Annotated in this window: 19 protein-coding genes; 10 read left to right on the top strand and 9 right to left on the bottom strand. The window is 70.5% G+C overall.

The features are described from left to right. Nucleotides 1-200: 200 nt before the first annotated feature. From GKE82_RS25615 to GKE82_RS25645, 7 genes are all read right to left on the bottom strand, one after another. Nucleotides 201-1,118, bottom strand: coding sequence for a ParB/RepB/Spo0J family partition protein (locus GKE82_RS25615; RefSeq protein ID WP_154735619.1), 918 nt, complete (start codon nucleotides 1,116-1,118; stop codon nucleotides 201-203). A 3-nt stretch (nucleotides 1,119-1,121) separates the two neighbouring features. Beyond that, entirely contained in the window at nucleotides 1,122-1,925 is an 804-nt protein-coding gene (locus GKE82_RS25620) for a ParA family protein (protein WP_196189455.1), read from the bottom strand. Between the two features lie 116 nt (nucleotides 1,926-2,041). Beyond that, complete coding sequence (locus GKE82_RS25625; RefSeq protein ID WP_154735621.1) at nucleotides 2,042-2,656, bottom strand: hypothetical protein; 615 nt, start codon at nucleotides 2,654-2,656, stop codon at nucleotides 2,042-2,044. Nucleotides 2,657-2,943: 287 nt separating this feature from the next. After that, nucleotides 2,944-4,272, bottom strand: coding sequence for a replicative DNA helicase (gene dnaB / locus GKE82_RS25630; protein ID WP_154735729.1), 1,329 nt, complete (start codon nucleotides 4,270-4,272; stop codon nucleotides 2,944-2,946). Beyond that, nucleotides 4,269-4,928 (bottom strand): hypothetical protein, encoded by a 660-nt coding sequence (locus GKE82_RS25635; RefSeq protein WP_154735730.1) that lies wholly within the window; start codon nucleotides 4,926-4,928, stop codon nucleotides 4,269-4,271. The genes dnaB and GKE82_RS25635 overlap by 4 nt, the downstream gene beginning before the upstream one ends. A 239-nt stretch (nucleotides 4,929-5,167) precedes the next feature. Next, nucleotides 5,168-5,740 carry a hypothetical protein gene (locus GKE82_RS27520; protein WP_196189473.1) on the bottom strand — a complete coding sequence of 191 codons (573 nt, stop codon included), beginning with the start codon at nucleotides 5,738-5,740 and terminating at the stop codon, nucleotides 5,168-5,170. A 162-nt stretch (nucleotides 5,741-5,902) separates the two neighbouring features. Next, nucleotides 5,903-6,853, bottom strand: a complete 951-nt coding sequence (locus GKE82_RS25645) for a hypothetical protein (RefSeq protein ID WP_154735731.1) — start codon at nucleotides 6,851-6,853, stop codon at nucleotides 5,903-5,905. A 1,163-nt stretch (nucleotides 6,854-8,016) separates the two neighbouring features. On the opposite strand from GKE82_RS25645, the gene GKE82_RS25650 reads away from it, so the two are divergent. From GKE82_RS25650 to GKE82_RS25680, 8 genes are all read left to right on the top strand, one after another. After that, nucleotides 8,017-8,787, top strand: a complete 771-nt coding sequence (locus GKE82_RS25650; protein WP_196189457.1) for a ParA family protein — start codon at nucleotides 8,017-8,019, stop codon at nucleotides 8,785-8,787. A 306-nt stretch (nucleotides 8,788-9,093) separates the two neighbouring features. Continuing rightward, a complete protein-coding gene (locus GKE82_RS25655) occupies nucleotides 9,094-9,471 on the top strand; it encodes a hypothetical protein (RefSeq protein WP_154735626.1) in 378 nt (125 codons plus the stop codon). Between the two features lie 266 nt (nucleotides 9,472-9,737). Beyond that, nucleotides 9,738-9,962 (top strand): hypothetical protein, encoded by a 225-nt coding sequence (locus GKE82_RS25660; RefSeq protein ID WP_154735627.1) that lies wholly within the window; start codon nucleotides 9,738-9,740, stop codon nucleotides 9,960-9,962. Continuing rightward, on the top strand, nucleotides 9,959-11,356 hold the full coding sequence (locus GKE82_RS25665; RefSeq protein ID WP_154735628.1) for an RNA polymerase sigma factor: 1,398 nt from the start codon (nucleotides 9,959-9,961) through the stop codon (nucleotides 11,354-11,356). Before GKE82_RS25660 ends, GKE82_RS25665 begins: the two co-directional genes overlap by 4 nt. Nucleotides 11,357-11,450: 94 nt before the next feature. After that, entirely contained in the window at nucleotides 11,451-12,155 is a 705-nt protein-coding gene (locus GKE82_RS25670; protein ID WP_154735732.1) for a hypothetical protein, read from the top strand. Nucleotides 12,156-12,858: 703 nt separating this feature from the next. Beyond that, a complete protein-coding gene (locus GKE82_RS25675) occupies nucleotides 12,859-13,290 on the top strand; it encodes a hypothetical protein (RefSeq protein WP_154735733.1) in 432 nt (143 codons plus the stop codon). Nucleotides 13,291-14,190: 900 nt separating this feature from the next. Next, entirely contained in the window at nucleotides 14,191-14,655 is a 465-nt protein-coding gene (locus tag GKE82_RS31810; protein WP_375337065.1) for a S8 family serine peptidase, read from the top strand. Nucleotides 14,656-19,114: 4,459 nt separating this feature from the next. Further along, nucleotides 19,115-19,411, top strand: a complete 297-nt coding sequence (locus tag GKE82_RS25680; protein WP_154735734.1) for a hypothetical protein — start codon at nucleotides 19,115-19,117, stop codon at nucleotides 19,409-19,411. Here GKE82_RS25680 and GKE82_RS25685 read toward each other — a convergent pair. Continuing rightward, nucleotides 19,387-19,824 carry a hypothetical protein gene (locus GKE82_RS25685; protein WP_154735735.1) on the bottom strand — a complete coding sequence of 146 codons (438 nt, stop codon included), beginning with the start codon at nucleotides 19,822-19,824 and terminating at the stop codon, nucleotides 19,387-19,389. The two genes, GKE82_RS25680 and GKE82_RS25685, sit on opposite strands and share 25 nt — an antisense overlap. 99 nt (nucleotides 19,825-19,923) lie before the next feature. Here GKE82_RS25685 and GKE82_RS25690 point away from each other — a divergent pair, with 99 nt between their 5' ends. Both GKE82_RS25690 and GKE82_RS25695 read left to right on the top strand, forming a co-directional pair. Beyond that, complete coding sequence (locus tag GKE82_RS25690; protein ID WP_154735736.1) at nucleotides 19,924-20,301, top strand: hypothetical protein; 378 nt, start codon at nucleotides 19,924-19,926, stop codon at nucleotides 20,299-20,301. Nucleotides 20,302-20,526: 225 nt separating this feature from the next. Next, nucleotides 20,527-20,730 carry a hypothetical protein gene (locus GKE82_RS25695; RefSeq protein WP_230317262.1) on the top strand — a complete coding sequence of 68 codons (204 nt, stop codon included), beginning with the start codon at nucleotides 20,527-20,529 and terminating at the stop codon, nucleotides 20,728-20,730. Between the two features lie 1,658 nt (nucleotides 20,731-22,388). On the opposite strand, the gene GKE82_RS29465 is transcribed toward GKE82_RS25695, so the two are convergent. Further along, nucleotides 22,389-22,570, bottom strand: a 182-nt coding sequence (locus GKE82_RS29465; protein WP_230317263.1) for a hypothetical protein, incomplete at its 5' end; no start/stop codon positions are given.

The raw sequence follows: 22,570 nt of genomic DNA on the forward strand, positions 1-22,570 counted from the left end.
CGGCAAGGAGGTCCTCCCCGCGCTCACCCTCGGGACGGCACGCACCGGCGGTCGGGCGACTGGCGCGTCCTGGCGTCTGGGGTGCGTGGGCGTTCATGCCCTGCACCCGACGCGTCCGTGTCGGTGGTGACCCCTACGCCTCGGTGGTCACGCCGAGCGGTCGGGTGGCGGTTGTGCGCGTTCCCCGGGGAACGGCGGGTTCAGCGGCGCGTGGTGGTGTTCGCCGTGGTGAGTGCGGCGGCGAGCTGGTCGGCGGCGTCGAGGTCCTTGAGGCTGATGGTGACGCCCTGCTGGGTGACCTTGACGGTGGCGGCGTGGCCGGCGAGGGCGAGCTGGTCGGTGAGCCGGTCGGAGGCGTCGCGGTTCTCGGCGATGGCGGCGCGGTCGGCGGGGCTGACGCGTTTGCGGGCGGGCCGGGAGGAGAGTTCGGCGGCGGCGGTCTCGAGGGTGCGCTTGGACCAGCCGAGGTCGATCGCCTGGCGGGCCAGGCGCTTTTGGTGGTTGTGGTCCTCGACGCTGAGCAGCGCGCGGCCGTGGGCGAAGCTGAGGCGGCCGTCGTCGACGGCGGCGAGGATCGGCGCCGGAAGGTCGAGGAGGCGGATGTGGTTGCTGATGGTGGAGCGGCTGATCTTGCGGCCCATGCGCCGGGCGAGCTCTTCGCGGGTGATGCCGAGGTCCTCGATGAGGGTGGCGTAGCCGCGGGCGATCTCGACGGGGCTGAGGTCCTCGCGGTCGAGGTTCTCGATCAGCGCGTCCTCGAGGTCGGCGCCGGCGTCGTCTTTGCCCCCGATGAGCACGTCGATCTCGGTCAGGCCGGCGAGCCGGGCGGCGCGGGTGCGCCTCTCCCCCATGATCAGCGTGTGGACCCCGTCTGCGCCGGCGGGGCGTACGACTGGGGGTTGCAGGATACCGCGGGCGGCGATGGAGTCGGCGAGCGCCTGAAGGGCGTCGGGGTCGAACGCCTTGCGCGGGTTGGCGGGGTTGGGGGCGATCCGGTCCAGCGGGACGGTCTTGATCCGGCCGCCGTGGCCGAGGGCGTTGAAGGTGCGGCTGGGGGTGCGGTCTTCTTGGCCTGCGCGGACCTGCTTGATCGTCGGGAAGGCGGGCTTCTTGGTCATGTTCTAGGCGGCGGCCGGGTAGAGGGCGTTGAGCTGCTGCAGCAGTTCGGCGGCGATGCGGCGGTAGTCGCGGCCGACGTTGCTGTCGGGCTCGACCATGACGGTCGGCCGGCCGTGGAGTGGGTGGAGCTGGACGCTGGTCTGCGGGCGGGTGTGGTGCTCGAAGACGTAGATCTCGGCGCCGTAGGTCTCGGTGTCGGCGAGCTGCTCGCGCAGCAGGCGCAGGCTGCTCGAGCGCGCGGGCGTGCGCATGAAGACGACGCCGAGTGGCTTCATCCGCCAGCCGCCGGTCTCGGTGCGGCTCGCCTGGATCTCGCCGAGGCGCTTGGCCAGGGCGCGGGATTCGTAGGCGCCGGGCTCCATGACGAAGAGCACGGTGTCGGCGGCGTGCGCGGCGGTGTCGCTCAACGGGGTGATGGCACCCTGCGTGTCGATGAGCGCGATGTCGAACGCCTCGTCCAGCTGCCCCAGGAGCAGGTCCAGGCTCTGATGTCCGCCGTCGGCGAAGGCTCCGAGAAGGTCGTCGAGGACCGGGCTGGCCGGGAGAAGGTGCAGGGTGCCGCCGTGGGTGGTGCCGGGAAGCGCGATCTCGGTGAGGCAGTCGGTCACGGGCCGGTGACCGGTGAGTGCGTCGGCGATCGTCGGCGCGTCAGGGGTGATGTCGTACGAGGCTTCCAGATCGGCTTGCGGGTCGAAGCCGACGAGCAGGACGCGGGCGCCGAGGTAGGCGAGTTCTGGGCCGAGGTTGGCGACGCTGGTGGTCTTGCCGGTCCCGCCCTTCCCTGTCCAAACGAGCGTGCGGTGCATGTCTGGGAGGGTAGGGCGCGGTCCGCTCGGATCCGCTTGGCGCATCTCGCGTGCGCGACGACGTGGCGGCTCCGCCGAAAAGGGTCGAGCCGTGTGGGTTCAGACGGGTGGTCTGGCTAGAACGGCCGGATCTGAACACCTTCGCATGCCGCGGTTACCGGTGAGGCCGGCATGGCGCGGGCAGCTCCGGTTCGGTCCCCGCGTCGCCACACGATCCGGTCTCCGTTGACCCGAAGTCGCGAGATCGGGGAAGTGGCACGTCGCACCAAGGTCGTGGCGCCGCGGACGTCGAAGACCTGGAGCAGCGAGCGGTTGCTGCTGAGGACGGCGATCGCACCGCGCGATGTGAGAGCTACTTCGTCGATGGACGATTCTGCGTTGCCGCAGGCGACGAGCTTGCCTGTTTCGAGGTCGACGCCGAGTGCGCGTTCTGTGCCGGCGCCTGGATTGTTGCCGTCGGCGTGCCGCTGCGTATAGGCAACGAAGCGGCCTGAGAGGATGACGTGGCGCACTCGGTCGCGCTCGAAGTCAAAGCCGTTGTCATTGAAGCCGATCCGCGTGCGTTTGCCGGTGGGCCGCCAGCATCCCACCACCGATTTCGGTTCGTTGCCGAGGACCCCCGAGCGCGAGCGGAGGTACACCCGGGCTTCGGGCGAGCGAGCGAAGCTGGTGACCCCGGCGCCCTGCCCACATTCCCATTTGGGGGAAGCATTGGCCTGGGTCGCCGCCATGAGGCCCCCCGAGACGCTTCCGAGAGCGATCACTACGAAATGTCGAAGGCGGATCACGGTAGTGGCGAGTAGGCGATCGTCTGGCCTGCTGGGAAGTCTGTACCCGCTACGGAGGGGATGAAGAACGTTCGGGCTAACAACTCGTCCTGTGCCGATTTTGCGCGGGGAGTCGAAGACGTCGACCTCTGGATTGGCGAAGGCGCGATTCTTGGTCATGCTGGCTGGGGGGCTCGCGTCGGGGACGCGGAGCGGCCCTCATCTGCATTGAGAGATGCGCCCGTGCTGGATCAGGTGTTGTGGGGGCGGAAGCGGACGCGGCCGGGGTCGAAGCCGAGGATGAATTCGCCGGTGGGTCCGTGGCGGTTCTTGCGGACGAGGACGTCGGTTTCGCCTGGGCGTTCGGAGTCGGGTTCGTAGTAGTCGTCGCGGTAGAGCATGAGGACGGCGTCGGCGTCGGCTTCGATCTGCCCGGATTCGCGGAGGTCAGCTAGTTGGGGGCGACGGTCGGCGCGGTCTTCGACTTTGCGGGAGAGCTGGGAGAGGGCGACGACGGGGACGTTGAGGTCGCGGGCCATGATCTTCAGGCCGCGGCTCATGGCGGAGACGTCTTCGGTGCGGTTGCCGTTGGATCGTTCGGGCTGCATGAGTTGCAGGTAGTCGACGACGATCACGCCGAGGGGGGTCTTTGCGCTGATGGCGCGGGCCTTGGCGTGGAGCTGGGTGACGGTGAGTGAGCCTTCGTCCAGGAGGGTGTAGGGGACGCCGTCGGCGTGTTGGGCGGCGCGCATGAGGGCGGCCCAGTCTTTGTCGTTGAGGTCGGCGCTGCGCAGGCGTTGGGTGCTGATGCGCGCGTGGGCGGAGAGGTGGCGTTGGACGACTTCGGTCTCGCTCATCTCCAGGGAGGCGAAGAGCACGGGGGCGCGCTCAGAGAAGGCGATGTGCTCGGCCCAGTTCATGGCCATCGCGGTCTTCCCCATCGCCGGGCGTGCGGCGAGGATGACCAGGTTGCCGGGCTGGAAGCCGCCGAGCATGCGGTCGAGCTCGTCGAATCCGGTGGTGAGGCCGGGGATGTCTCGGTCGGACTTGGAGGCCTCTTCGAGTCGTTGGAGTTCGCGGCCGACGGCGACGTCGAGCGCGACGGCGCGGTCTTGGCTTGCGACGGTGCCGAGGGCGAAGGCGCGGGTCTGGAAGTCGGCGACGAGGCTCTCGCCCGTGGCGCCGGGTTCGCTGACGGCGGCTTGGATCTCGTAGGTGGCGGTGAGGACGTCGCGGATGGTGGCGAGGTCGCGGACTATGCCGACGTAGCTTGCGAAGTTGGCGACCGACGGGACGGCGCCGGCGAGGTTGTCGACGCCGACGGCGCCGCCGGCCTGTTCGAGCTTGCCGGTGCGGGTGAGTTCGTTGGTGAGGGTGACGGCGTCGATGGCCTCGCCTTGGCGGGTGAGGTCGAGCATGGCCTGCCAGACGACGGCGTGCCGGCCGCGGTAGAAGTGGCGGGGCTCGAGGCGCTCGACGAACGCGAGGCGGTCGAAGAGCACGCCGGAGAGCATGGCGGCACCGAGGAGTGCTTCCTCGGCTTGGAGGTTGTGCGGCAGGGTCTGGGCGGGGGTGCTCATGCTGCCTTTCGGCCGGCGGTCTTGCAGAAGTCCAGGTAGGCGAACTTCAGGTCGGTCTCGTCGCTGGCGGTGGCGATCGAGCTCCAGCCGAGGTGGTCGACGAACTCCTCGAGCACCGGCGACGCGGTGGCGAGGGAGGCGCGGGCCTTGGTCTCGCCGGAGCGGCCGTGGGCGCTGACGGCTCGGCGCAGGTGGTTCCAGGCGGTGGCCCAGGACGGTGCGGCCTCTCCCCCACTCGCGTCCGCGACGGGTCCGCGTGCCGCGGCGTTGGTGGTGGCGGCGCGGGCGCGCAGGAGGATGTCGTCGACGAGCTCGGCGAAGGCCGGGAGGGTCTTGGCCTTGCTGCTGAGGATGGTGTCGGTCTGCAGGTAGTCGACGCCGGCCAGGAGCTGGTCCAGCGGGAAGTCCTCGAGCAGTTCTGCGGCGATGGGGAGCCAGCTGTCGCGCTGGGGGGCGTAGAGCCGGGCGACCCGCGCGGCGCTCAGGCCGCTGGCGAGGTGCCCCATGAAGCGCTCGATGAGGATCTCCACGGGATTGGTGATGAGCCTCTCCCCCGGCTGGTCTCTGGGGATGTTCTGGGCGGTCTGCTGGGTCTGTCCTTCCCGCGTGTGCGCGTAGGGCGTGCGGTCTGCACCGCCTTGGACCGGATGCTGCACGCCCATGTCCTGGCTCTCGCCCGGCCTTGTCCTGGCCTGTGCACTGTCATGTCCTGCCTGCTGCACCCCCACCAACGGGTTTGCTGCACGCCCTCGTCCTACCTGGTGCACTCCCGGATCGATCGTGGTCGGCGTCGTGTGCGTGGTGGTCGCGGGGACCTGGATGAGGCGGTAGCGGTTGGCGTGGGCCATGCCGTTGTCGCTGGTCTGGGCGTGACGTTCGATGACGCCGGAGGCGACTAGGAGGGTGATGAGGTCCTTGCCGGAGCGGACGCTGACGCCGGTGAGCTTGGCGAGCTCGGTGTAGGTGGTCTGGACGGTCTGGCGGTCTCCCCGTGGCGCTGGGCGCCGGCGAGGTCGACGAGCGTGAGGTACATCGCGAACGCCCGCAGACGCGCGGGGCCGCTGGCGTGGCGGCCGATCGCCGCGAGGGCGGGGATGTCGACGCGCGCGAACGGCACGGGGTCGCCGAGGATCTCGATGCGTGAGGGCAGGCGCAGGGCTCCGTCGCGGCGCGTGGTGTCGCAGCTGATGGCACCGGCGTCCTGGAGGTGCGTGAGGATCCGCTGGCCGAGCTCCTTGCTGGTGCCGAAGTGGTCGGGTTGGCAGAGCTGGCGGATGGTGCGGTCGCAGATCTGCCGTCCGTCGTTGGCGCGCCCGTCGCGCAGAGCGGCGGCGGCCAGCACGACGGTCGCGCCTAGGCTCTGGGCGAGCGTGGCCCCGGTGAGGCGGCTGCGGCAGGCCGTGATGACGGCGCACGAGACCATCACGAAGCCGTCGCGGCCGTCTTCGATGAGCAGCCGCTCGGTCATCGCGAGGACGCCGCCAAGAGGAGTGACGGGGCGGGTCGCGCCGCCTGCGGGCAGGAGGCGACCGGCGCACGTCTAAGATGTGAGGGGCAATCAGGCATCTGTGCTTGAGGAGCGCCGCCCCTGGCCGGGCGGCGCTTCGTCGTTTCGGAGCGGGCTGCGTGCTTAGGCGGCGATCCGTCCTTTGGGTCGGGTGTCGCGGTCGGCTTCGCGGGAGCGCAGGGCGGCCTGCTTGGCGTCGCCGGCGAGGCGCTCGACGACCAGGCTCCAGGTGTTGCGGCTCTTGACGACCTCCAGGCGGGTGTAGGAGGGGTCGCGCTCGAGGATGCGCTCGAGCGCGGCGCGCAGGGCCTTGCGGTTGTCGGTTGGGCGCTTGGCGCGGAGTTTGAGCGCCTCGTAGACCTTGTCGTCGAGGGCGATCGTGTAGCTCTCGGACTGCCCGTCGGCGGCCTGGACGTAGGGGAGCATCCCGAGGGTGACCCAGATGCGCTTGGCGGCTCCGTCGAGGGCGCGCTGGGTTTCGAGGTCCAGGGTTCGGCCGCGGCGGTCCAGGACGGCTTCGGCAAACCACGGCGTCAGGGTGACCTGGGCGTGGGCGCCCTCGGCGTCGGCGATCTTGACGAAGCTGAGGTTGCCGGCCTTGTCGCGGGGCCCGTCGACTTCCTGCAGCGTGCGGGAGTCGGCGTAGACGGCGAGTTCGCTGAACAGGCGTCGCTGGCGGACGCCGATCTCGTTGCCGTCCTCGTCGAACTCGGGCAGTTCGAGCGAGACGTCGTAGAGGCGCTTGAGCGCGATGACGAGGTCTCGGCGCTGGTATCCCCCGGGCGTGATGCCGAGCTTGCGCAGCAGCGCGCCGAGCTGGAAGCGCAGTTCGTAGGTCGTGTCGTCGCCGTCTTCGGCGAAGTCGAGGGCCATCACGGTGAGCGCGTCGAACTCCAGGGTTCCGATCGGCGCGTTGGCGGAGGAGACGACCGCGCCGGCAAGGGTGCTGGCGGAGACCTTGTCGACGAGTTCCTGGGCGTTGAACTGCACCAGGCCGACGGCGCTTCCGAGTCCCTGCTCCAGGAAGCTGCGGCGCAGCGGGTAGGGGTCGGGGCTGACGGCGGAGTCGGTCACGCGCGCCACCTTTGTCGTGGCTGCGGACGGCTCCTGCCCGTTCGGGAGTGCTGTCCACCCGCACGGGAGTGCTGTCCACCGCCAAGTGGGAGTGCTGTCCACCACCTCAACCGTTCCGCGGACCAGCAGGAGTCCCCTTCGGCGCGTGATCGGGCGGAAAACGAGGGTGGTTCGGGGGGTGGAATAGCTCCCGGCATGCGGGAAGTGTCTGCTTCGGGGCGGATGGAGCCGGTGGGATAGCTCCCGAGGGTGGATTTGCTCCCGAGGGTGGGATAGCTCCCGACGGTGGATCTGCTCCCGAGGGTGGGATAGCTCCCGCCTTGCCGGAGGGTCCCCGCCGGCAAGAACGATGCTCTGCCGTTCCCCGGGAAACGGCCCGGTCGCGCGGCGCTTTGCGACCGGGTCGTTATGTCGACACGTCCGGTGTACGGAATCCGGGCGATCGGTAACCTCGACCAGCACTCGAGGGTTGGGTGCGATGCCTCGATCGTCGACCGGCTTTCGGATCCAGCAGTGACCTGGTCGGACGGAGCAACCCTCGAGTAGCGGTCGAGAAGTGCCATAACCCGACATGGGGCCGGCCGCGCTCCGGGTGCATAAGCTGGCGCCGGACATGTCTGCTCCGTCCGGACTCTCGGCGCCGGCCCGGGTCCTCCCTGGGCTCTTCGCGCTTCGCCGAAACGATGCAGTCACTGCCTAGCACGGACGGATTGCTGGAATCAGCGCCCGCGCGATGGCCCCCGACCCGGCAGTCGGCGATGCGCGGCCGCTCGCCGGTCGCCTGTTCCAGTCGCCAGAGGCGCGCCTCCCCCCTCACGGGCGCCACGTTCCGTCCGGCGAGCGGTTCGCACGTCGCTCGAGGGGCCTCTCTGGCTCCAATTGGCGCCAAGGCGTGACGATTTCGCGGTCTCGCCCGGGTCGACGCTCCCTGGCGCTCAGATCGAGCCGCGCGTAGGTCGAGGGTACGATAGGTCAGACGAGCGGTGGGCCGGTCACCTGGTTGAGTGCTAGGTAGAGTGCTAGAGAGGGTGCTAGGTTATGTGGGCGAGTGTGCGAGCCGTGGTGTGTGCGCTCGTGCGAGCACGTGACCGTTGGCGTGATTGCAGGAACTGTTGACCGCAATGTCGAATGGGTGAGTGATGCTTCGACCGAATACGCGAGTGGTGACCTTCGCCAACCAGAAGGGCGGGACCGGGAAGAGCACGGTCACCGCGAACGTCGCGGCGGCGGCGGGGGAGCGCGGGCAGCGCGTCCTGGTCGTCGATGTCGACCCGCAGGCGGACGCCTCGACGATGCTCGGGGTCGACCCGTTCGCCGAAGGTCGCAAGACGCTGTTCAACGTGATGCTGGGGGAGTGCGAGATCCCCGAGGCGACCGCGCGCGACGTCGTGAAGGGCGTCGACGTGGTGGTGGGGCATCCGGACATGTCTCAGGTGGAGATCCAGCTCAGCGGCCAGATGCGCCGCGAGGAGTTTCTGCTGAAGGCGTTGTTCGACCACGTGGACGAGTACGACCTCGTGCTGATCGACTCGCCACCCAACCTGGGGCTCCTGACGATCAACGCGCTCGTGGCGGCCAACGACGTCGTCGGTGTGGTGTCGATGGTCGACCTGAACGCCTACAAGGGCGTGCTCGCGCTGATGAACACGCTCGAGGAGCTGCGCAGCAACCGCATCGACGTGCGGCTGGCGGGGATCGCCAAGACGCAGGTCGAGCGCAAGCGGCTCACCTATCAGGCGCTGCAGGAAGAGATGGCCGAGGAAGACCTGCCGATGTTCCGCAGCGAGATCCCGCTCGCGGCCGCGTTCCACAACGCCGGCGCGTCGTCGGTCCCGCTGGTGCTGTTCGCACCGGACCACGTAGCGGCGTCCAAGGTCCGGGAGCTCACGACGGAGATCCTCGAAGCCGGCGTCGTCGCGGAGGCCGCAGCATGAGCTCGCGCCCGAGCCTCAGCCGGATCGGCATGCGTCGGCCCACCGACGTCAGCGCGCCTCTGCCAACGGCCGACGACGCACCCGCTGCGGAGGAGCAGCGTCCAGCAGCGGAGTCGCTCCCGGAGCCCCCGGTCGCCGCCCTGGAGCCGGAGCCGCGGGAGTCGCCGGCCCGGCCGCAGCCGCGGCGGGCGCGCGCAGCGATCGGAGCGTCGCGAGTCCGGCACGACGAGCGCTCCGCGGGCGAAGGCGGAGGTGGGGGAGAGGCCGTTCCTGGGCACGGGGCGGCCCGTTCAGACTGCGGTGCTCTTGCCCAACGAGACGGCGGACCGCCTGAGTGAGCTGGCTCGTGCGGCGGGTGTCTCGATGACGGCGCTTGCGGTCGCGGTGCTGGAGCGGCATTTGCCGCTGGAGACCGGGAAGGTGCGAGAGCTGGTCCTGGCGACCGCGCGACCGCGTCGCGGGTCGGCGGCGATCCAGACCACGGAGATGAACCTGCGCCTGCCGACCCAGTTGCGCGTACGGATGGACGAGCTCATCAGCGCCCTTCCGGCTGGCGCGAAGATCAAGCGCGCCCACCTCATCAGCGGGGTCCTGGATGCTCATCTGGCCGCTGACGCGGACGCGGCCTACCGCCAGGTCACGGAGTACGAGAGTCGTTCGATGCGTCACGAGCTGGCCGCGTAGGCCGCGGTCGCAACGTGGACCGCCCCCCCGGACGGGGTGGGCGGCGTCCAACCAGAAAACTTCAGTCGTGCACGGCTTTCTGGTGCCCGTGCGACGAGTTTCGGTGCGTCGGCTTTGACTGTCGGGCCGGGACGCGTAGGTTGCGGGGACGGATGCGGGACCGCAGGGAAGGACGTTGCGCCGGGCAGGGGACGCCCGGTGAGCGCGTATGCGCCACGAGGCCCGAAGGGGGGTCACTTCGCCCTGCCCGGTGTCTGGTTCAGGGCATGGCGCCGATCTCCGACCAGCACTGGCTCGAGATCGTCGACGTCCACCCGAACCTCGGAGTGCTCGAAGCGGCGGTCCTGACCGGCGCGGGCGCGACCGCTGCCGGCTGCTTTCGCGAGTACGCGATCGAACGCCTGCGCAGCGGAGACGAGCGCCTCGCTGGCGCCAGGGCCATGGGCCGTGTCCTGGCGGATCTCGACGACGCCGGGCGGCCGGGCGCGTGAGCACGATGCGTAGCCCGCTCGATGCCGCGCGGTTTGACGCGATGGTCCGCGAGGTCCACGGGCGTCAGGACGAGATCGTCCGGATGGTGGCGCGCAAGGTCGGCCCGGAATGGGCGGAGGACGCCACGTCCGATGCGTTCGCTGAGGTGCTCGGAGATCCGGCGAAGCTCGAGCGCTACGCGACCGCGCAGGGTCGCAGTCGCCCGACGAGCGAGGACCTGATGGCGTTTGTCGTCACGAAGGCCTACGACCGAGCGCGCGATGCGAAGAAGCACGTCGAGGGCCGCGAGAAGAGTGGGCCCCGGTCGTTCGTCGCGTTCGATGAGGCGATCGGCGTACCCGCGGAGACCGGCCTGGAGCTCGAGGAGCTGGACACGGCGGGCGGTTCGGAGTGGCTTGATCGTTTCCAGGAGCTGCTGTTGCGTCTTCCGGAGGATCTGCGGCAGTTCGCGCGCGTGCGGCTGGTCGAGATGGGAGGGGCGCCGGAGTCGCGGATGAGCATGGAGGAGGCCCGCGAGCATCTCGGGTTGACCCCGAAGGGGTGGCGCAAGCGCGCGACCCGGCTGAAGGCCGCGCTGGCGGTCGAGGTCGAGGGCATGGCTGCCGGCGCCTGGTGTGCGGAGCATCGTTCGGGGATCGCCGAGCTCGTTCTGGAGCGGACGCTGCAGGATTCCGATGGGGTGGAGGCGCTGCACCTGCGCCACTGCGAGCGGTGCAACGACTACGTGCTGCACGTGATGGCCGGCATGCACGACCGCGCCGCGGCGGTGCTGCCGCCGGTGCCCGCGCTGGCCGGAGCCGGTCTGCTGGCGTCGGTCGCGGCCCGGGTGGGGGACTGGTTCTCAAGCGGCGAGGGCGCCACCGTCACCGCGGGCGGTACGGCAGCGTCTGGCGGCCTGCTGGCGGGCGGGACGGCGGTGAAGGCGTGCGCTGGTCTTGCTGCGGTCGGATGTGTGGCGGTGGCCACGCCCGTGGTGATCGAGAAGGTCGACCGCGAACCGGTCAAGCCGGCGGAGCGCGCCGCAACTACGGCGCGGACCGCCCGGCCGGCCCCCGTGGCGTCGGTCGCGCCGGTCGTGACGGCGACGCCGTCACCTGCTCTGGTGCGGTCCCAGTCGAGTGCGCTGAACCGGTCGTCGCAGCGCGCTCGGCGCGCGGCGCGTCGGGAAAAGCGTGCCAGTGCGGAGGTGGCGTTCAAGAGTTCTTCGGCCGCTTCGGCGACGCGTTCTGCGTCGGCGACGGGGTCTGACAAGGCATTCGGCGTGGCGCCGCGTGCGGCTCCGGTGTCGGCTCCGGCTGGGTCTTCGGGCTCGTCGGGGTCCGGCGGCGGGGGCGCAGGCGGTGCGCCGACGAGTGCGGACAAGGCGTTCGGCTTGTCCACCGACGGTGGGTGAGGTTCGCAGACCAGGGACGGGCCGCGTGCTGGGAGCGCGCGGTATGGGCGCGGGGCATTGCCAGTCGCGCGAACTGATCGGAAGTAGGAGAAGCATGCAGTTCAAGACACAGGTTGGGGGACGGCTTCTGCGTTACGCGGTGGCCCTGGGCTTCGCAACGACGGCCGGCGTATCGATCGCGCCCGCGGTCGCTGCGGCGGACACCTACGAGTTGGAGCAGTGCACGTCGGCGCGCCCCGGCACGTCGGGGTGGGAGAGCGCCTACGCGGGCGCTTGGGTGTACGTGGGCGATGACTGCCCGTCCGGTGGTGGGCTGTCGACGGCGTTTGACAGCGGCCAGGGACATACGGCTGGGAACGTCGCGCAGTGGACGTTCACGGCGCCGGCGAACACTTCGCTGCATCACCTCGCTGTTGACTCGCGGCAGATGCGCGCGGGCCGCCCGCACCCCAACGGATTTGGCGACTCGTCGGGGTTCGTGCTCAAGAACGGATCGACGGTCCTTGAGGACTGCGTCCAGCTGTACGCGTGCGGGTCCCGGTCAGGACCGGCGAACTACGGCCTGGGTGGCGCGTCCTCGGTGACGTTCGGCGTGCAGTGCACCGGTGCCAACGGCTGCCCCGCAGACACGGTGTCGGCCTCGATGCGCGGGATGCGGCTGCAGATCAACGACGGCCTCGCGCCGGCGATCTCGGGGTTCAGCGGTTCACTGACGTCGACCGCGACGACCATCCGCACGCGGCAGCTCGCGTTCTCGGCGACCGACCAAGGCGGCGGGTCTTCCGCCGGCGCCTGGTGATCGACGATGTCCCGCAGGCGCTCGCCACGGTCGACGGCAACGGCGGGGCGTGCGCGACCCCGTTCACGCAGAAGGTCCCGTGCAAGCTCTCGGCGTCGGAGACGTTCAGCTTCGACACCGCGACGCTCACCGACGGCACGCACGACATCTCGCTGCGCGTGACCGACGCGACCGACACCAACCAGGCGCAGACCGCCGCGTGGACGATCAAGGTCGACAACGTCGCGCCGAGCTTCGGGACGCCGACCGTTTCCGGTTCGTCTGCGCAGGTCGGCACGGAGCTGACGTGCTCGCCGGGTGCGATCGACGGACAGAGCCCGACCGTGAGCTATCAGTGGCTGCGCGCGAACGCGGACGGCTCGGGCCAGCAGGAGATCCCCGGCGCGACCAGCGCGAAGTACACGCCGCTGCCGCGGACCAGTCCAAGAAGCTCCCTTTGCCGCGTGACCGCAACCGATGGGGGGGCGGGTCGACCACGAAGACCTCGACGACCACGAGCGGCCCGTTCGACAACGGCGCAACCGTCCAGCCCGCCCCCACGGAGCCCGCTCCATCCGGCACCGCCTGCCCGTCGGCCCCAACCGGCACTGGCAACGGTCCCACTGAGGACGCGGACGGCGATCGCATCCCGAACTGTGCGGACAGCGATGACGACGGGGATGGCGTTCCGGACGCAGCCGATCCGGCTCCGTTTGACCCGAAGGTGCCCGGCGAGGCGGGGCAAGGACCCGGCGTCGTCCTCGAGCTCGCCCTCGGCAGGGGCGTCGCAGCCTCCTCGGGGACCGGGGGAGAGGGTGCGGGCCTGAAGGTCAACGGCGAGAACGGTCATCCGCAGGCGGTCTTGTCGGCGGTGTGGCTGAAGGGCCGCACCCGTGGACAGACGACGCGGTACGGGACCTCGGCGACGATCCGCGGTCAGCTGGCCCGTCCGGACGGCGGAAAGGTCGACGACGCAAAGATCGAGCTCGTCTACCTCGAGGCTGGAACGGTCCGCGACATGGGCGGTGCCCGCACGCGCAAGGACGGCTCGTTCGTCATCAAGCTCCCGAGCAACAGCCCGTCCCGCAAGCTGCAGCTGCGCTACCGCTATGACCTCAGCAAGCAGGACGTCACCTCCAAGGTCGAACTCGTCTGACGGTCCGCGCGACGGCACGTCTCAGCGTCGCCAAGCGTCCCGGCGCGATCCGCCTTCGCGGCGAGATCCGCACCGGGGAAGCTCGGCGGCCGGAGGTCACGATCCGTCCGCACGCGGTCAGCGCCCGTTCCTGGCGCTGTCGACCTCTCCCGAGGCGCCTTCTCCGGCCGCTCCGCCTGGCCGCCCCGCTCAGCGGGACCGTCCAGTTCCGAGCCGTGATCGGTACCACCGCCACATCGGCGGCGCGAGCCCGACTCGGAAAGTGCGCTACTGATCGGCGAGGGAGCATCCACCGCTCAGAGAACGGAATATCGCGCATGCCGCTCGAAAACGGCGGCCACCCCCGACCGTAGGACGATTCTCGCTGTCGCGATCTGCTCTCTCACATGGGGGCAGGGACGGTTTACGACAGCATAGTCCTCATCGCCCTCAGCTCAGCAGCGCGTTCGGCGCGAGTGGATGCCGTTCATCACCCAGCCGATCTCCGAGGGAGACCATCGAGAACAGCGTGCTCCACCTGTTGGACACTGGCGTCGCGTTCCGCTGACTGCTGACCATCGGACGGCAGGCCGGTGAGGTGGGCGCTCTCGTTCTACTCCTGGGGCCGATCCCTCCGACGAGCCAACCACTCAGGGTCGGCACGGATCACGGATGAGGGCTGATCATCGGGGCGCAGGCCAACGGAGTCGGGACGATCGGCGCCACCGAATCGCCGCACATGGTGTCACTCGCGCAACTCGCTTTCAAGCGGTCCGCCTTCCGCGCCACCGACTACAGGGCGGCGTGGCGCGTTGTGTCCGTCGTCATCGATCGCCAGTCGGTGGGCGGTCGCGGCGGTCAACCTCTCACTGGCTCCGACAACTCCCCGACCGCCGATGAGCGCACGACGCTCGAGGCAGAGTGGGGGAGGCCCGCGGCAACGGCGTCTCCGTCGTCGCAGCTGCCGGCAACACCGCTGGTGCGCCCAACGGGTGGCCCGCCACCGCCGATGGCGTCATCGCGGTCGCAGCGGGTACGCCGGCGGGCGGGCTGTGCGGCTACGCCTCGTACAGCCCGGGGACACTGGTCGGCCCGGGGTGCGGGATCGACACGGCAGGATGGCGAGGCACCGGTGACCACGGAGAACGGTGGGTCGTCTTCGGCGGCCGCGTTCGCGTCGGCGATCGTCGCTGCGCTGCGGTCATGGCGCCCGGCGGCGCCCGGCTGAGGTCGAGGGCTGGCTTCGCACCGGCGCACGGACCGTCGCCGATCGCCCGGTCCTCGATGTCGCAGGAGCCTTCCGCGCGGCGGGGCTCGGCGGTGTCGTTGACCGCGCCACCGCGCGCCGCGCCGCCCAGCCTCGGGATCCCGCACCGAGCGCGGTGACGACTCCGCCCCAACCGGACCAGACGATCATGGAGCCAGCTTCAGCGGCAACGCCGACTCCCGCGACGAACCCCAAGACGCCGCGCCTGCCCGACGTCGCCTGGCGTCGGCCAGGTGGGTCCGCGGTCGCGTGGTTGTGGTTGTCCGCAACCGGCCGACGGGTGCCCGCGTTGAGGTGAAAGCGCAGTTGTTCCGTGGCTTCGGGTTCCGCCCTTGCGCCGCATGACCGTCCGCAGCTCTATCAGCTTTCGCGTGACGCGCCGACCCGATCGCATCCTGGTCCGGTTTGTGATTGCGAAGTCCTCCGGCGGCCGAGGGGAGTATCTGCACCTGGACCGCCGAAACGCTTTCGCTGATGCTCGACTGCACTACCCGACGAATCACGCTGCTGCTCCTGCGGACTGCAGGCGTGCGCGATGGTCGGCGCCTCTACCGCGCTTGCCGGGACGTACACCGTACAGTCGTGCGGCTCCACGGGCTCTATCGACGGGTGGTCGGCCGTGAACACCAAACTCCATGCTGACCAGCAGCGCCTGCGGCGGCACCAACCCCGGCGACGGTGCGCGCCGCGGACGTCTCGCCATCGCCCGATGTCATCGGAACCACCACCACGGCATGAGATTCAAGCCCCCACCGGCACGAGCAGTCACGACCGTGGTCAGGTGAGGGACTTTGTCAGAAGTACGGTACCAACTGGGTTATGGGAATGAACGTCCCGAGGTGGACCTGGAGCAGGTCAGTACGAGGACTGCGTGATCACGGGTGGCGGTTTCTGCCAGTTCGCTGGCCAGTTCGGTTTGACGTTGGGCGGTATCGGCGCCGTATGTCGATAATAGGGCGCGTTCTGCCGTCGGTCGCTCCCCGATTACGGGGTGCGAGACTGGCTTCTCTGTGAACGACGTCCAGGCGGACCTCTATCGCGCGACCCTCCGGTCAAGGACACCGTCGCACCGGGATCGGCGGTCTTGTCCGGGACGCCAGCTGGCTGGGTGCGCTCGCTCACCCGGCACGGTGTCTGGCACGGACTCGGGCGGCGGCGTCGGCGCGTTGGAGCTGGTCGGGCCGAGCGGCGAGTTGCTGGGCTCGTCAGGGTCTAGCTGCTCGTTCGTGCTCGCCCGTCCTTGCCCAGCGTCGCGTTCGGCCGCGGTCAACAACGACCTGTCCGCGCTGGCTGACGGCGGGCGATCAGGTCCGCGGATGCATCGTCGACGCGGGCGGCGAGTCCCTGCTCTCGACACCGGAGATTCGGTAGAGTCGACCGCACCGCACGCGGTTACGCCGGTCGGCGAGACGGGCGACGCGGATTGGTCACCCGGCGACGGCGTGACCGCTTTCGGTGCCGCATCCGCTCTAGGCGTTCGCCTCCGATCGCAGGTGAGAACCGGGCTGTGCACCCCGACGTGCGCGGTATCCCGACGACGCTGCGACCGAGGAGCCCGACGGCGGTGTCCGTTGCTGAGATCCCGGAGGAGACGTCGCAGGTCCGGGTCCAGGTTCGGTCGAGCGAAGCCGGTAACGAGAGCGGCAACGCCTCGGTCTCCGGTGCAGCGCGACCGCACCTCCCGTCGCCGAGGATCGCGGACTGGGCGCGGTCTTAGGCGCTTCCCACCTCCAAGATTGTTCCTTATAATTATATCCATTTTATCATATTTTTACATTAAACAATAAAAGTCTATCAGCGCCTTTAACACATCCTAGCCTTATTCGCCCCTGGACCTTAATCTTTGGTTCTATTATCTTAGGAAGGTTTCGCCTGTTCCGCTGTCGTCGTGTTTGTCCGGTCAGTCCCGCCGTCGGGGTCGCGTATGCTGGACCTGAAGGTCCGCGCTCTGTTTCGCGGGTTTCGGTGCGGCTGAGCGCGACCGGTTGCGTGAGTCGCGACGCAGTCCCGTAAGGGATCTAGGCGCTTTAGGCGCGTGAGAGCCCGGACGGGTTCGTCCGGCTCGCCGGAGCTACCCGAGCTGGGGAGGTCGCCGGTTGCGGCGTAGTGATCGCGGGCATTGTCGATGTACGCAGCGATGCAGGCGTTAAGCTCGCTAAGGGAGCGACCGCGGTAGTTGGCGCAGATCAGCGTGGTCTGGGGACCGGTGAGGCCCTGGTCCCAGATGCGCCGCATGCCGCCGTGGGTGGTCTGGCCGACGATCTGGCGGTCGTGGCCGTCGAGGTCGTAGCTGGCGATCAGCTTGCGCGTCCCATCGCCGCGGGGGGCGTCGTCCTTGCCGGGGTAGTCGCGCTTGGGCGCTTCGTCCTGGGTGGGCGCGGTCGCGAGCTGCGTGGGCCGCTGGAGGTTGCGGTCGGTGGGCAGGTCGCGACGGCGCGGCTGCGCCTTGAGCTCGCGGATCAGCTTGGACGCGTCGGAGAGGCTGAGGTCGTCCAGGCGGGGGGAGCGTGCAGCCGTTGGCCTCAGCCAGCTGGGCGAAGAGTAGCAGCGCTGGCGGGGGAGTGGCGGATCGTGCGGTCGCGGTGTGGCTCCTTCGGGTTGTGCCTGGTCCTGGGTGCCGGGCGGTGAGCCTTCGACGACGGGCGCGCAGCGGGCGTGGCGGGGGTCCGAACGCGCTGGTTCGAGCGCCGGCCGGCGGAGCCGGGCAGCGGCGGACGGCAGCCCGTAAGGGCGGCCGCGAAGGGCCGCCTGCCTGCTGCAGGCGCTCGAGCTGGCGCGGCGGATTGGCCCGGCGCTGCGATCGCGAGCACGTCCGTCATCGTGCGGCGAACTGACCGACGCACAGGACTGCGGGCGCCGACGGACTAGCGATTACGACGGAGTCGCGTGGTCCCTAGCCGCTAGCGCTTTTCGCGCAAAGCGATAGCTGAGGGCTCCCGCTGGCGCACGCTCGCGTGGAAACGAGCGCCGCACGGTGGACGTGGCTCGATGTGGCCGTCCGTTCCTGACGGCCAAATCGCCACCTCCCGGCGTTTCGTCGAGCGTCGTAGTCGTGGATGGCGTCACATCCGCCCGGCCGTCGGACTATCGCAACGCGCGATAAGCGATTGAGTCGGTAGGGGGTCATTTCGGTCGTTCGGGTGTCGGGTGTCCGTCATGGACGCCTTTGGTGACAGAACCGGACCTCGCGGAAGAGGACGCGCTGCTCTTTGGCGACGACGTGGCGCCGCAGCGACCGCCGAACTCGCCTCGACGCTCGTCAGCGTTGTCCCCGCGGCTCCAGGAGGCCGCTCGTCTGGCTGCCGAAACGGCGAACGGGCTGGCCGAGCGAACCGAGCCGCTCTTCGTCGAAGACCACGTCCCTGCGGCCTCGGACGACGTTGCGAAGCCTGAGAGGGAGAGGCTCGCGGAGCGCGAACCGTCGGCGACCGTCCAGCGCCCGGCCGATCAAGCGGAATCGGCCAAAGGCCGAGAGGACGGTCGGCAGCAGCAGCGGCCGCGGTGGCGCTGCTTGGACTTGTCGGGGTGGCCGGCGCGGTCGTCCTGGCAGCGGGCTCTGGAGGCGGAGAGCGGGTGGTGGCGGGTCGGCCCCTGTGCCGGTGGAGCGGGTTGTCACGCGGACGATCACCGTTCGAGCGCCTGCGCACGACGTCCCGCTGCTCCGACTGCTGTCCGTCGTCCCGCGGGCGCTCGGCGCACGGCTCGCGTGCGACCCGTCACGCCGGTCGCGTCATCGCCGTCGCGGTCTGCGGTGCGTGGGCCGGTGACGGCGGCGGCGCCTCCACGCGTCTACCGGGCGCCGGCCGGGTCGGCGTCGGCGGATGCCGCGTTTGGGGTGCGCGTCCCATGAGCGCGCAGCGCCTGGAGGATGCGAAGGCGCAGTTCCGCTCGCGGGCCGCGGCGCCGCGCCCGGCGCTGCCTCGTCCGGCGATCCGGGTGGAGCGTCCGCGGCCGCCGTTCCCACTTCGGCGGGCGTGCGAGCTGACGGCGTTCGTGGCGATCGCCGCGCTGGTGGTGTTGCAGGGTGTCCGGGCTGGTGGCGGCGGGGTGATGCGCCGTCGTGTGTCGGTGCGGTGGCTGCGGTGGCGCGAGGCGTTACAACCGCTGGTTGCTGAGCGCGGTCCTGGTGCTGCTCGGGGGCGTGGGGTGTGGCGGGCGGTCGACCCGCCCCGGACGGTCGTTGTTGAGCGGCCGGTCGGTCGCACGGCCGACCCGGTGGCTGCGGCGTTGGCGGAGCGGTTTGCGGTCGCGTTTCTCGCGTATGACGCGGCGTCGCCGGAAGGCCGGGAGGACCGGCTTCGCGCGATCGCAGGTGACGGGCCGGTTGGGGCTGCTGCGTTGTCGATCCCCGTCGGACGGGCGCCGCCGGGTGCTGTCGTCTCGGGTGGCGCAGGACCTGGACGTCCCGTCGGGGCGGCGGTTCGTGATCGAAGCGGACACCGATGTGGATGGGTCGATGTTCTTGGCGGTCACGGTTCGTCGCGGCCCGCGGGGCCCTGAGGTCGTGGGGTATCCGGCGTTGGTCGGTGCGCCGTTGTCCGGGGGGGCGCGGTCGATGTCGCTGGTGAGGGGGCGGAGGTGCCGGAGGACGTCCGTGCGGTGGTGGAGCGGGCGCTGGGGAACTTTCTGGCGGGCGACGGGGCGAACTTGCGCGCGGATCTTGCGCCGAGCGCCACGGTCAGCTTGCCGACGGTCGCGTTGCGGCTGGACCGGGTCCTTGAGGCGCGGTGGAGCGAGCGTGGTCGATCGGTGCGGGCGACGGTGCTCGTGGCGGATCGGCACGGGGCGTCGTTGACGCTCGGTTACGAGCTCGGGGTGGAGCAGCGTGGTCGCTGGTTCGTCTCGGGCGTTCACAACAACCCCGCGGCCGGATGAGCCGGCGCGGAGAGGGAGGTCGGTTGGATGTTCGGTTCGGTGACGGGCGGCGAGGTCGTGCGGTGGGTGGCGATGCTCGTGGCGGTGGTGCTGGCGGTCTCGGCGGTGGCGCCGGTGGGCGCCTCGGCGCAGGGGACTGATGGGTCGGTGGTGTCGGGGTCGGGGTTCAAGGCGGGGTCCTCGCCGTCGCGGCCGTCGGCGGAGTCGGGGTCGGCAGGGTTCGGGGACATCGCCAAGAACACGAGCAGCACGGTGAAGACGGTGGCGTCGGTGCTGGCAGGGATCGCGCTGATCGTGGCGATCGGTGTGGCGTGGGCGCAGACGTCGGTGAAGACGCTGGGGTTCGCGGTGTTGATGGCGATCCTCGCGTCGATGGCGATCAGCGGGAAGCTGTGGACCGCGGCGGAGGACACCGGCAAGGACCTCGGCGGCACGACTGGGTCGGTTGTGACCGCACCTCCGGCGGTGGTGGGGAGGGGGCGTAGGTGTCGGCCGGCGGGGGCCGGGTGGGCGTGCAGGTCGTCAACTTCGATCGGCTGTGGGGCGCGGATCCGCGCTGGTATCGGCTGGGCGACGACGTGTCGCTGGGCCGTCGCGGCGTGTCGCAGGCGATGGTGCTGTACGTGCTCGCCGGGCTCGCGTCGGCCTGGCTCGGCCGTGTGCTGCCGCCGGTGAGCTGGCTGGCCGGCGGGGTGTCGTGGTGGGTTTGGATGCCCGCGATCGTCGGGCTGGCGGCCGCGGGCGCGGCGGTGAAGCCTAACGGGCTGCGGATGCACGAGTTCCTCCCGATCGTGCTCGAGGCGCTCGCCGCGCCGCCCTTGGTTGGGCTGGGAGCCCTGCGGCCCCTTGGAGGGCTCCTGGTCGCCGCGCCCGTTGCCGTTGCTTGGTGACGGTAGCCCGGGCGGTGAGGCGATCCGCTACCGCAGTCCCGGCCGTCTGCGGATCGTGGGGGCCGTCGAACGGACTGGGGAAGAGCTGGTCGTCCGCCCTGCGGTTGGCCGGGTTGGGTCGGTGGAGGTCGGGGTGGGGGAGCGGCTGGTGGTTCGGGTCGTGCGGGGCGGGGTGTGATGCAGCCGCTGACGTGGGTGTCGGGGAACGTGGTGTACGCGCGGGGGATGGATGACCCGTGGGCGGTGTTCCGGCTGCCGGGGCGCAACTATGCGTTGCGGACGCTGACGGACCGGCTCGACCTGGTCGAGCAGGTGGCGTCGTTGGTCCGCGAGGTCGAGGCGGACGTCCAGGTGTTGCGCGTGGCGCGCTGGTGGGACGCCGGGCGTATGCCTCGGCCGACGAGGCGACCGAGACCGGGCTGGGGATGAGGCGCTCGGTCGGGTGCGAGCCGCGTATCGCGCGGAGCAGGCGGCGGAGCTTGATGGGGCGTTCGCGCCTGCGGAGGCGTTCGTGGCGGTCGCGCTGACCCCGGCCCGCCGGGCGCGTGGCGAGGTCGCGGCGGAGCTCTTGGAGGACCCGCGCTCGGGCCTTGACCGGTGGCGTTCGCGGCTGTCGCGGCTGTCGTTGGGATCGGCGCGCGACCTCGACGAGGTCGAGCGCGATCACGAGCTGGCTGAGGACATGTTCGACCGGGTCGCCGGGGCGGTGCGCGGTGCGCGGCCGGCGACGCTTGCGGAGGTTGAGTGGCTGGTGCGTCGCGCCTCGACTCGGGGGTTGGGGGAGCCGGTCGTCGACGGGCTGCATCACCCGCAGGCGGTACTGGCCCCGGCAGGGCGGCCGGGCGCGGCTGGAGCCGTGCTCGGCGGATCTGCTGGCGTGGGCGGGGCGCGTCACCCATCACCGCGACGCGGTGCTGGTCGCGAGGGAGCTGGGGAGAGCTGGCGAACGACGTTGGTCGCGGAGTCGCTTTGCCGGTCGATGACGTCGCCCCGTCAGTGGCAGCGCGGTGATGTGGCGGCCGGCGGGGACCAGCTGCCGTTCGCGGTCGACGTCACGTTGTCGACGCGGTACGTGTCCCCGGCCCGCGCGCAGCAGCAGGTCCACGCCGAGATGGCCAAAGCGGACGAGGCGGCTGATGAGGAACACCTTACCGCGCGCAGCGTGTCGGATGTGACGCATGACCGCACCCAGGTCGCCCGCGACGCGGAGTCCTATCTGGCGACCGGTGAGCCGCTGTTTGCCGGGGTGCTGCAGGTCACGGTCGCCACCAGGTCGCGGGAGAAGTTGCGCCGTCGGGTCCGCGACGCGAAAGGCGGCGTGGGCCGCGCACGGGGTGCGGTTGCGGGCCGGTCGGCCGGCAGCTGCACGGCTGGTTCGGGGCGTTGCCGGGGCAGCGGCCGTGGGTGCCGGCTTCACGCGGCGGATGAGCGCCGAGCGAATCGGCGCGTTCGCTCCGACCGCGACACGCCGTCTGGGGGGGCCGGTCGGGGTGGGTGTGGGGCCGCACGATGTCGGCGGCGCCGGCGGTGGTGCGGTGGAGCCCGCAGGACGTAGCGGCTGGACAAGGCAGCCAGGGAACGGATGGTCGGTGACTCCGGGGCGGGCAAGACGACCGCGGGGGCGAAGCTTGCGATGGAGAGCGCGCTGGACGGGGGCGATCGTCTTTGACTCGACCGGCAAAGCACGACGACCCACCACTGGCGGTCCGTCCGCGTTCGCCGACCGGATGGACCTCGTCACGCTGCGCGCCAGCGACGGTCTGCGTGGCTTGCTGGATCCGTGGCGCAACGCGCCGCCAGAGCTAAGCAGCGACGCCGCCACGGACTTCCTCACGTCGCTGATGCCCCGGGTGGTGCCGGTGGGGTGGGAGACCGAGCTGCAGCAGGCGGTCAGCGCGGTCCGAGACCACGAGGCCGCCCGACCAACTCCCACGTCCTGGCCGCTCTCTGCGCGCGTGGCGGGAAGGCTGGCGTCGCGTTGGCCGAGCACCTGGAGACCCACGCGACCAACGGCTTGGCGCAGTTGGGGTTCGCGCCGTTTGACGGGTCGGTCCGCGCCCTGGGGGACCGGCAGATCACCTGCGTGGTCACGGGCGGCTTCCGGTGCCGGCGCGTGGGGTGGCACGGTCAGGTACGAGCCGTTGGAGCGGCAGGGCGCGGCGCTGACTGAAGCTGATCACGCTGCTGGGGATGGGCGTCATGAGCCGGTTCCCGGACCGCCCGAAGCTGATGTGCTTCGACGAGGCCAGCTGCTGCTGGACGACCCGGC

Origin of the sequence: Conexibacter sp. W3-3-2 (assembly GCF_009707605.1) — a bacterium.
GTDB classification, from domain to species: domain Bacteria; phylum Actinomycetota; class Thermoleophilia; order Solirubrobacterales; family Solirubrobacteraceae; genus Paraconexibacter; species Paraconexibacter algicola.

Excerpts from the sequence above, each read along its gene's own strand:
- GKE82_RS25615 (WP_154735619.1), bottom strand. The coding sequence starts at position 1,118 with ATGACCAAGAAGCCCGCCTTCCCGACGATCAAGCAGGTCCGCGCAGGC.
- GKE82_RS25620 (WP_196189455.1), bottom strand. The coding sequence starts at position 1,925 with ATGCACCGCACGCTCGTTTGGACAGGGAAGGGCGGGACCGGCAAGACC.
- GKE82_RS25625 (WP_154735621.1), bottom strand. The coding sequence starts at position 2,656 with ATGGCGGCGACCCAGGCCAATGCTTCCCCCAAATGGGAATGTGGGCAG.
- dnaB (WP_154735729.1), bottom strand. The coding sequence starts at position 4,272 with ATGAGCACCCCCGCCCAGACCCTGCCGCACAACCTCCAAGCCGAGGAA.
- GKE82_RS27520 (WP_196189473.1), bottom strand. The coding sequence starts at position 5,740 with ATGACCGAGCGGCTGCTCATCGAAGACGGCCGCGACGGCTTCGTGATG.
- GKE82_RS25660 (WP_154735627.1), top strand. The coding sequence starts at position 9,738 with ATGGCGCCGATCTCCGACCAGCACTGGCTCGAGATCGTCGACGTCCAC.
- GKE82_RS25670 (WP_154735732.1), top strand. The coding sequence starts at position 11,451 with ATGCAGTTCAAGACACAGGTTGGGGGACGGCTTCTGCGTTACGCGGTG.
- GKE82_RS25695 (WP_230317262.1), top strand. The coding sequence starts at position 20,527 with ATGGATGACCCGTGGGCGGTGTTCCGGCTGCCGGGGCGCAACTATGCG.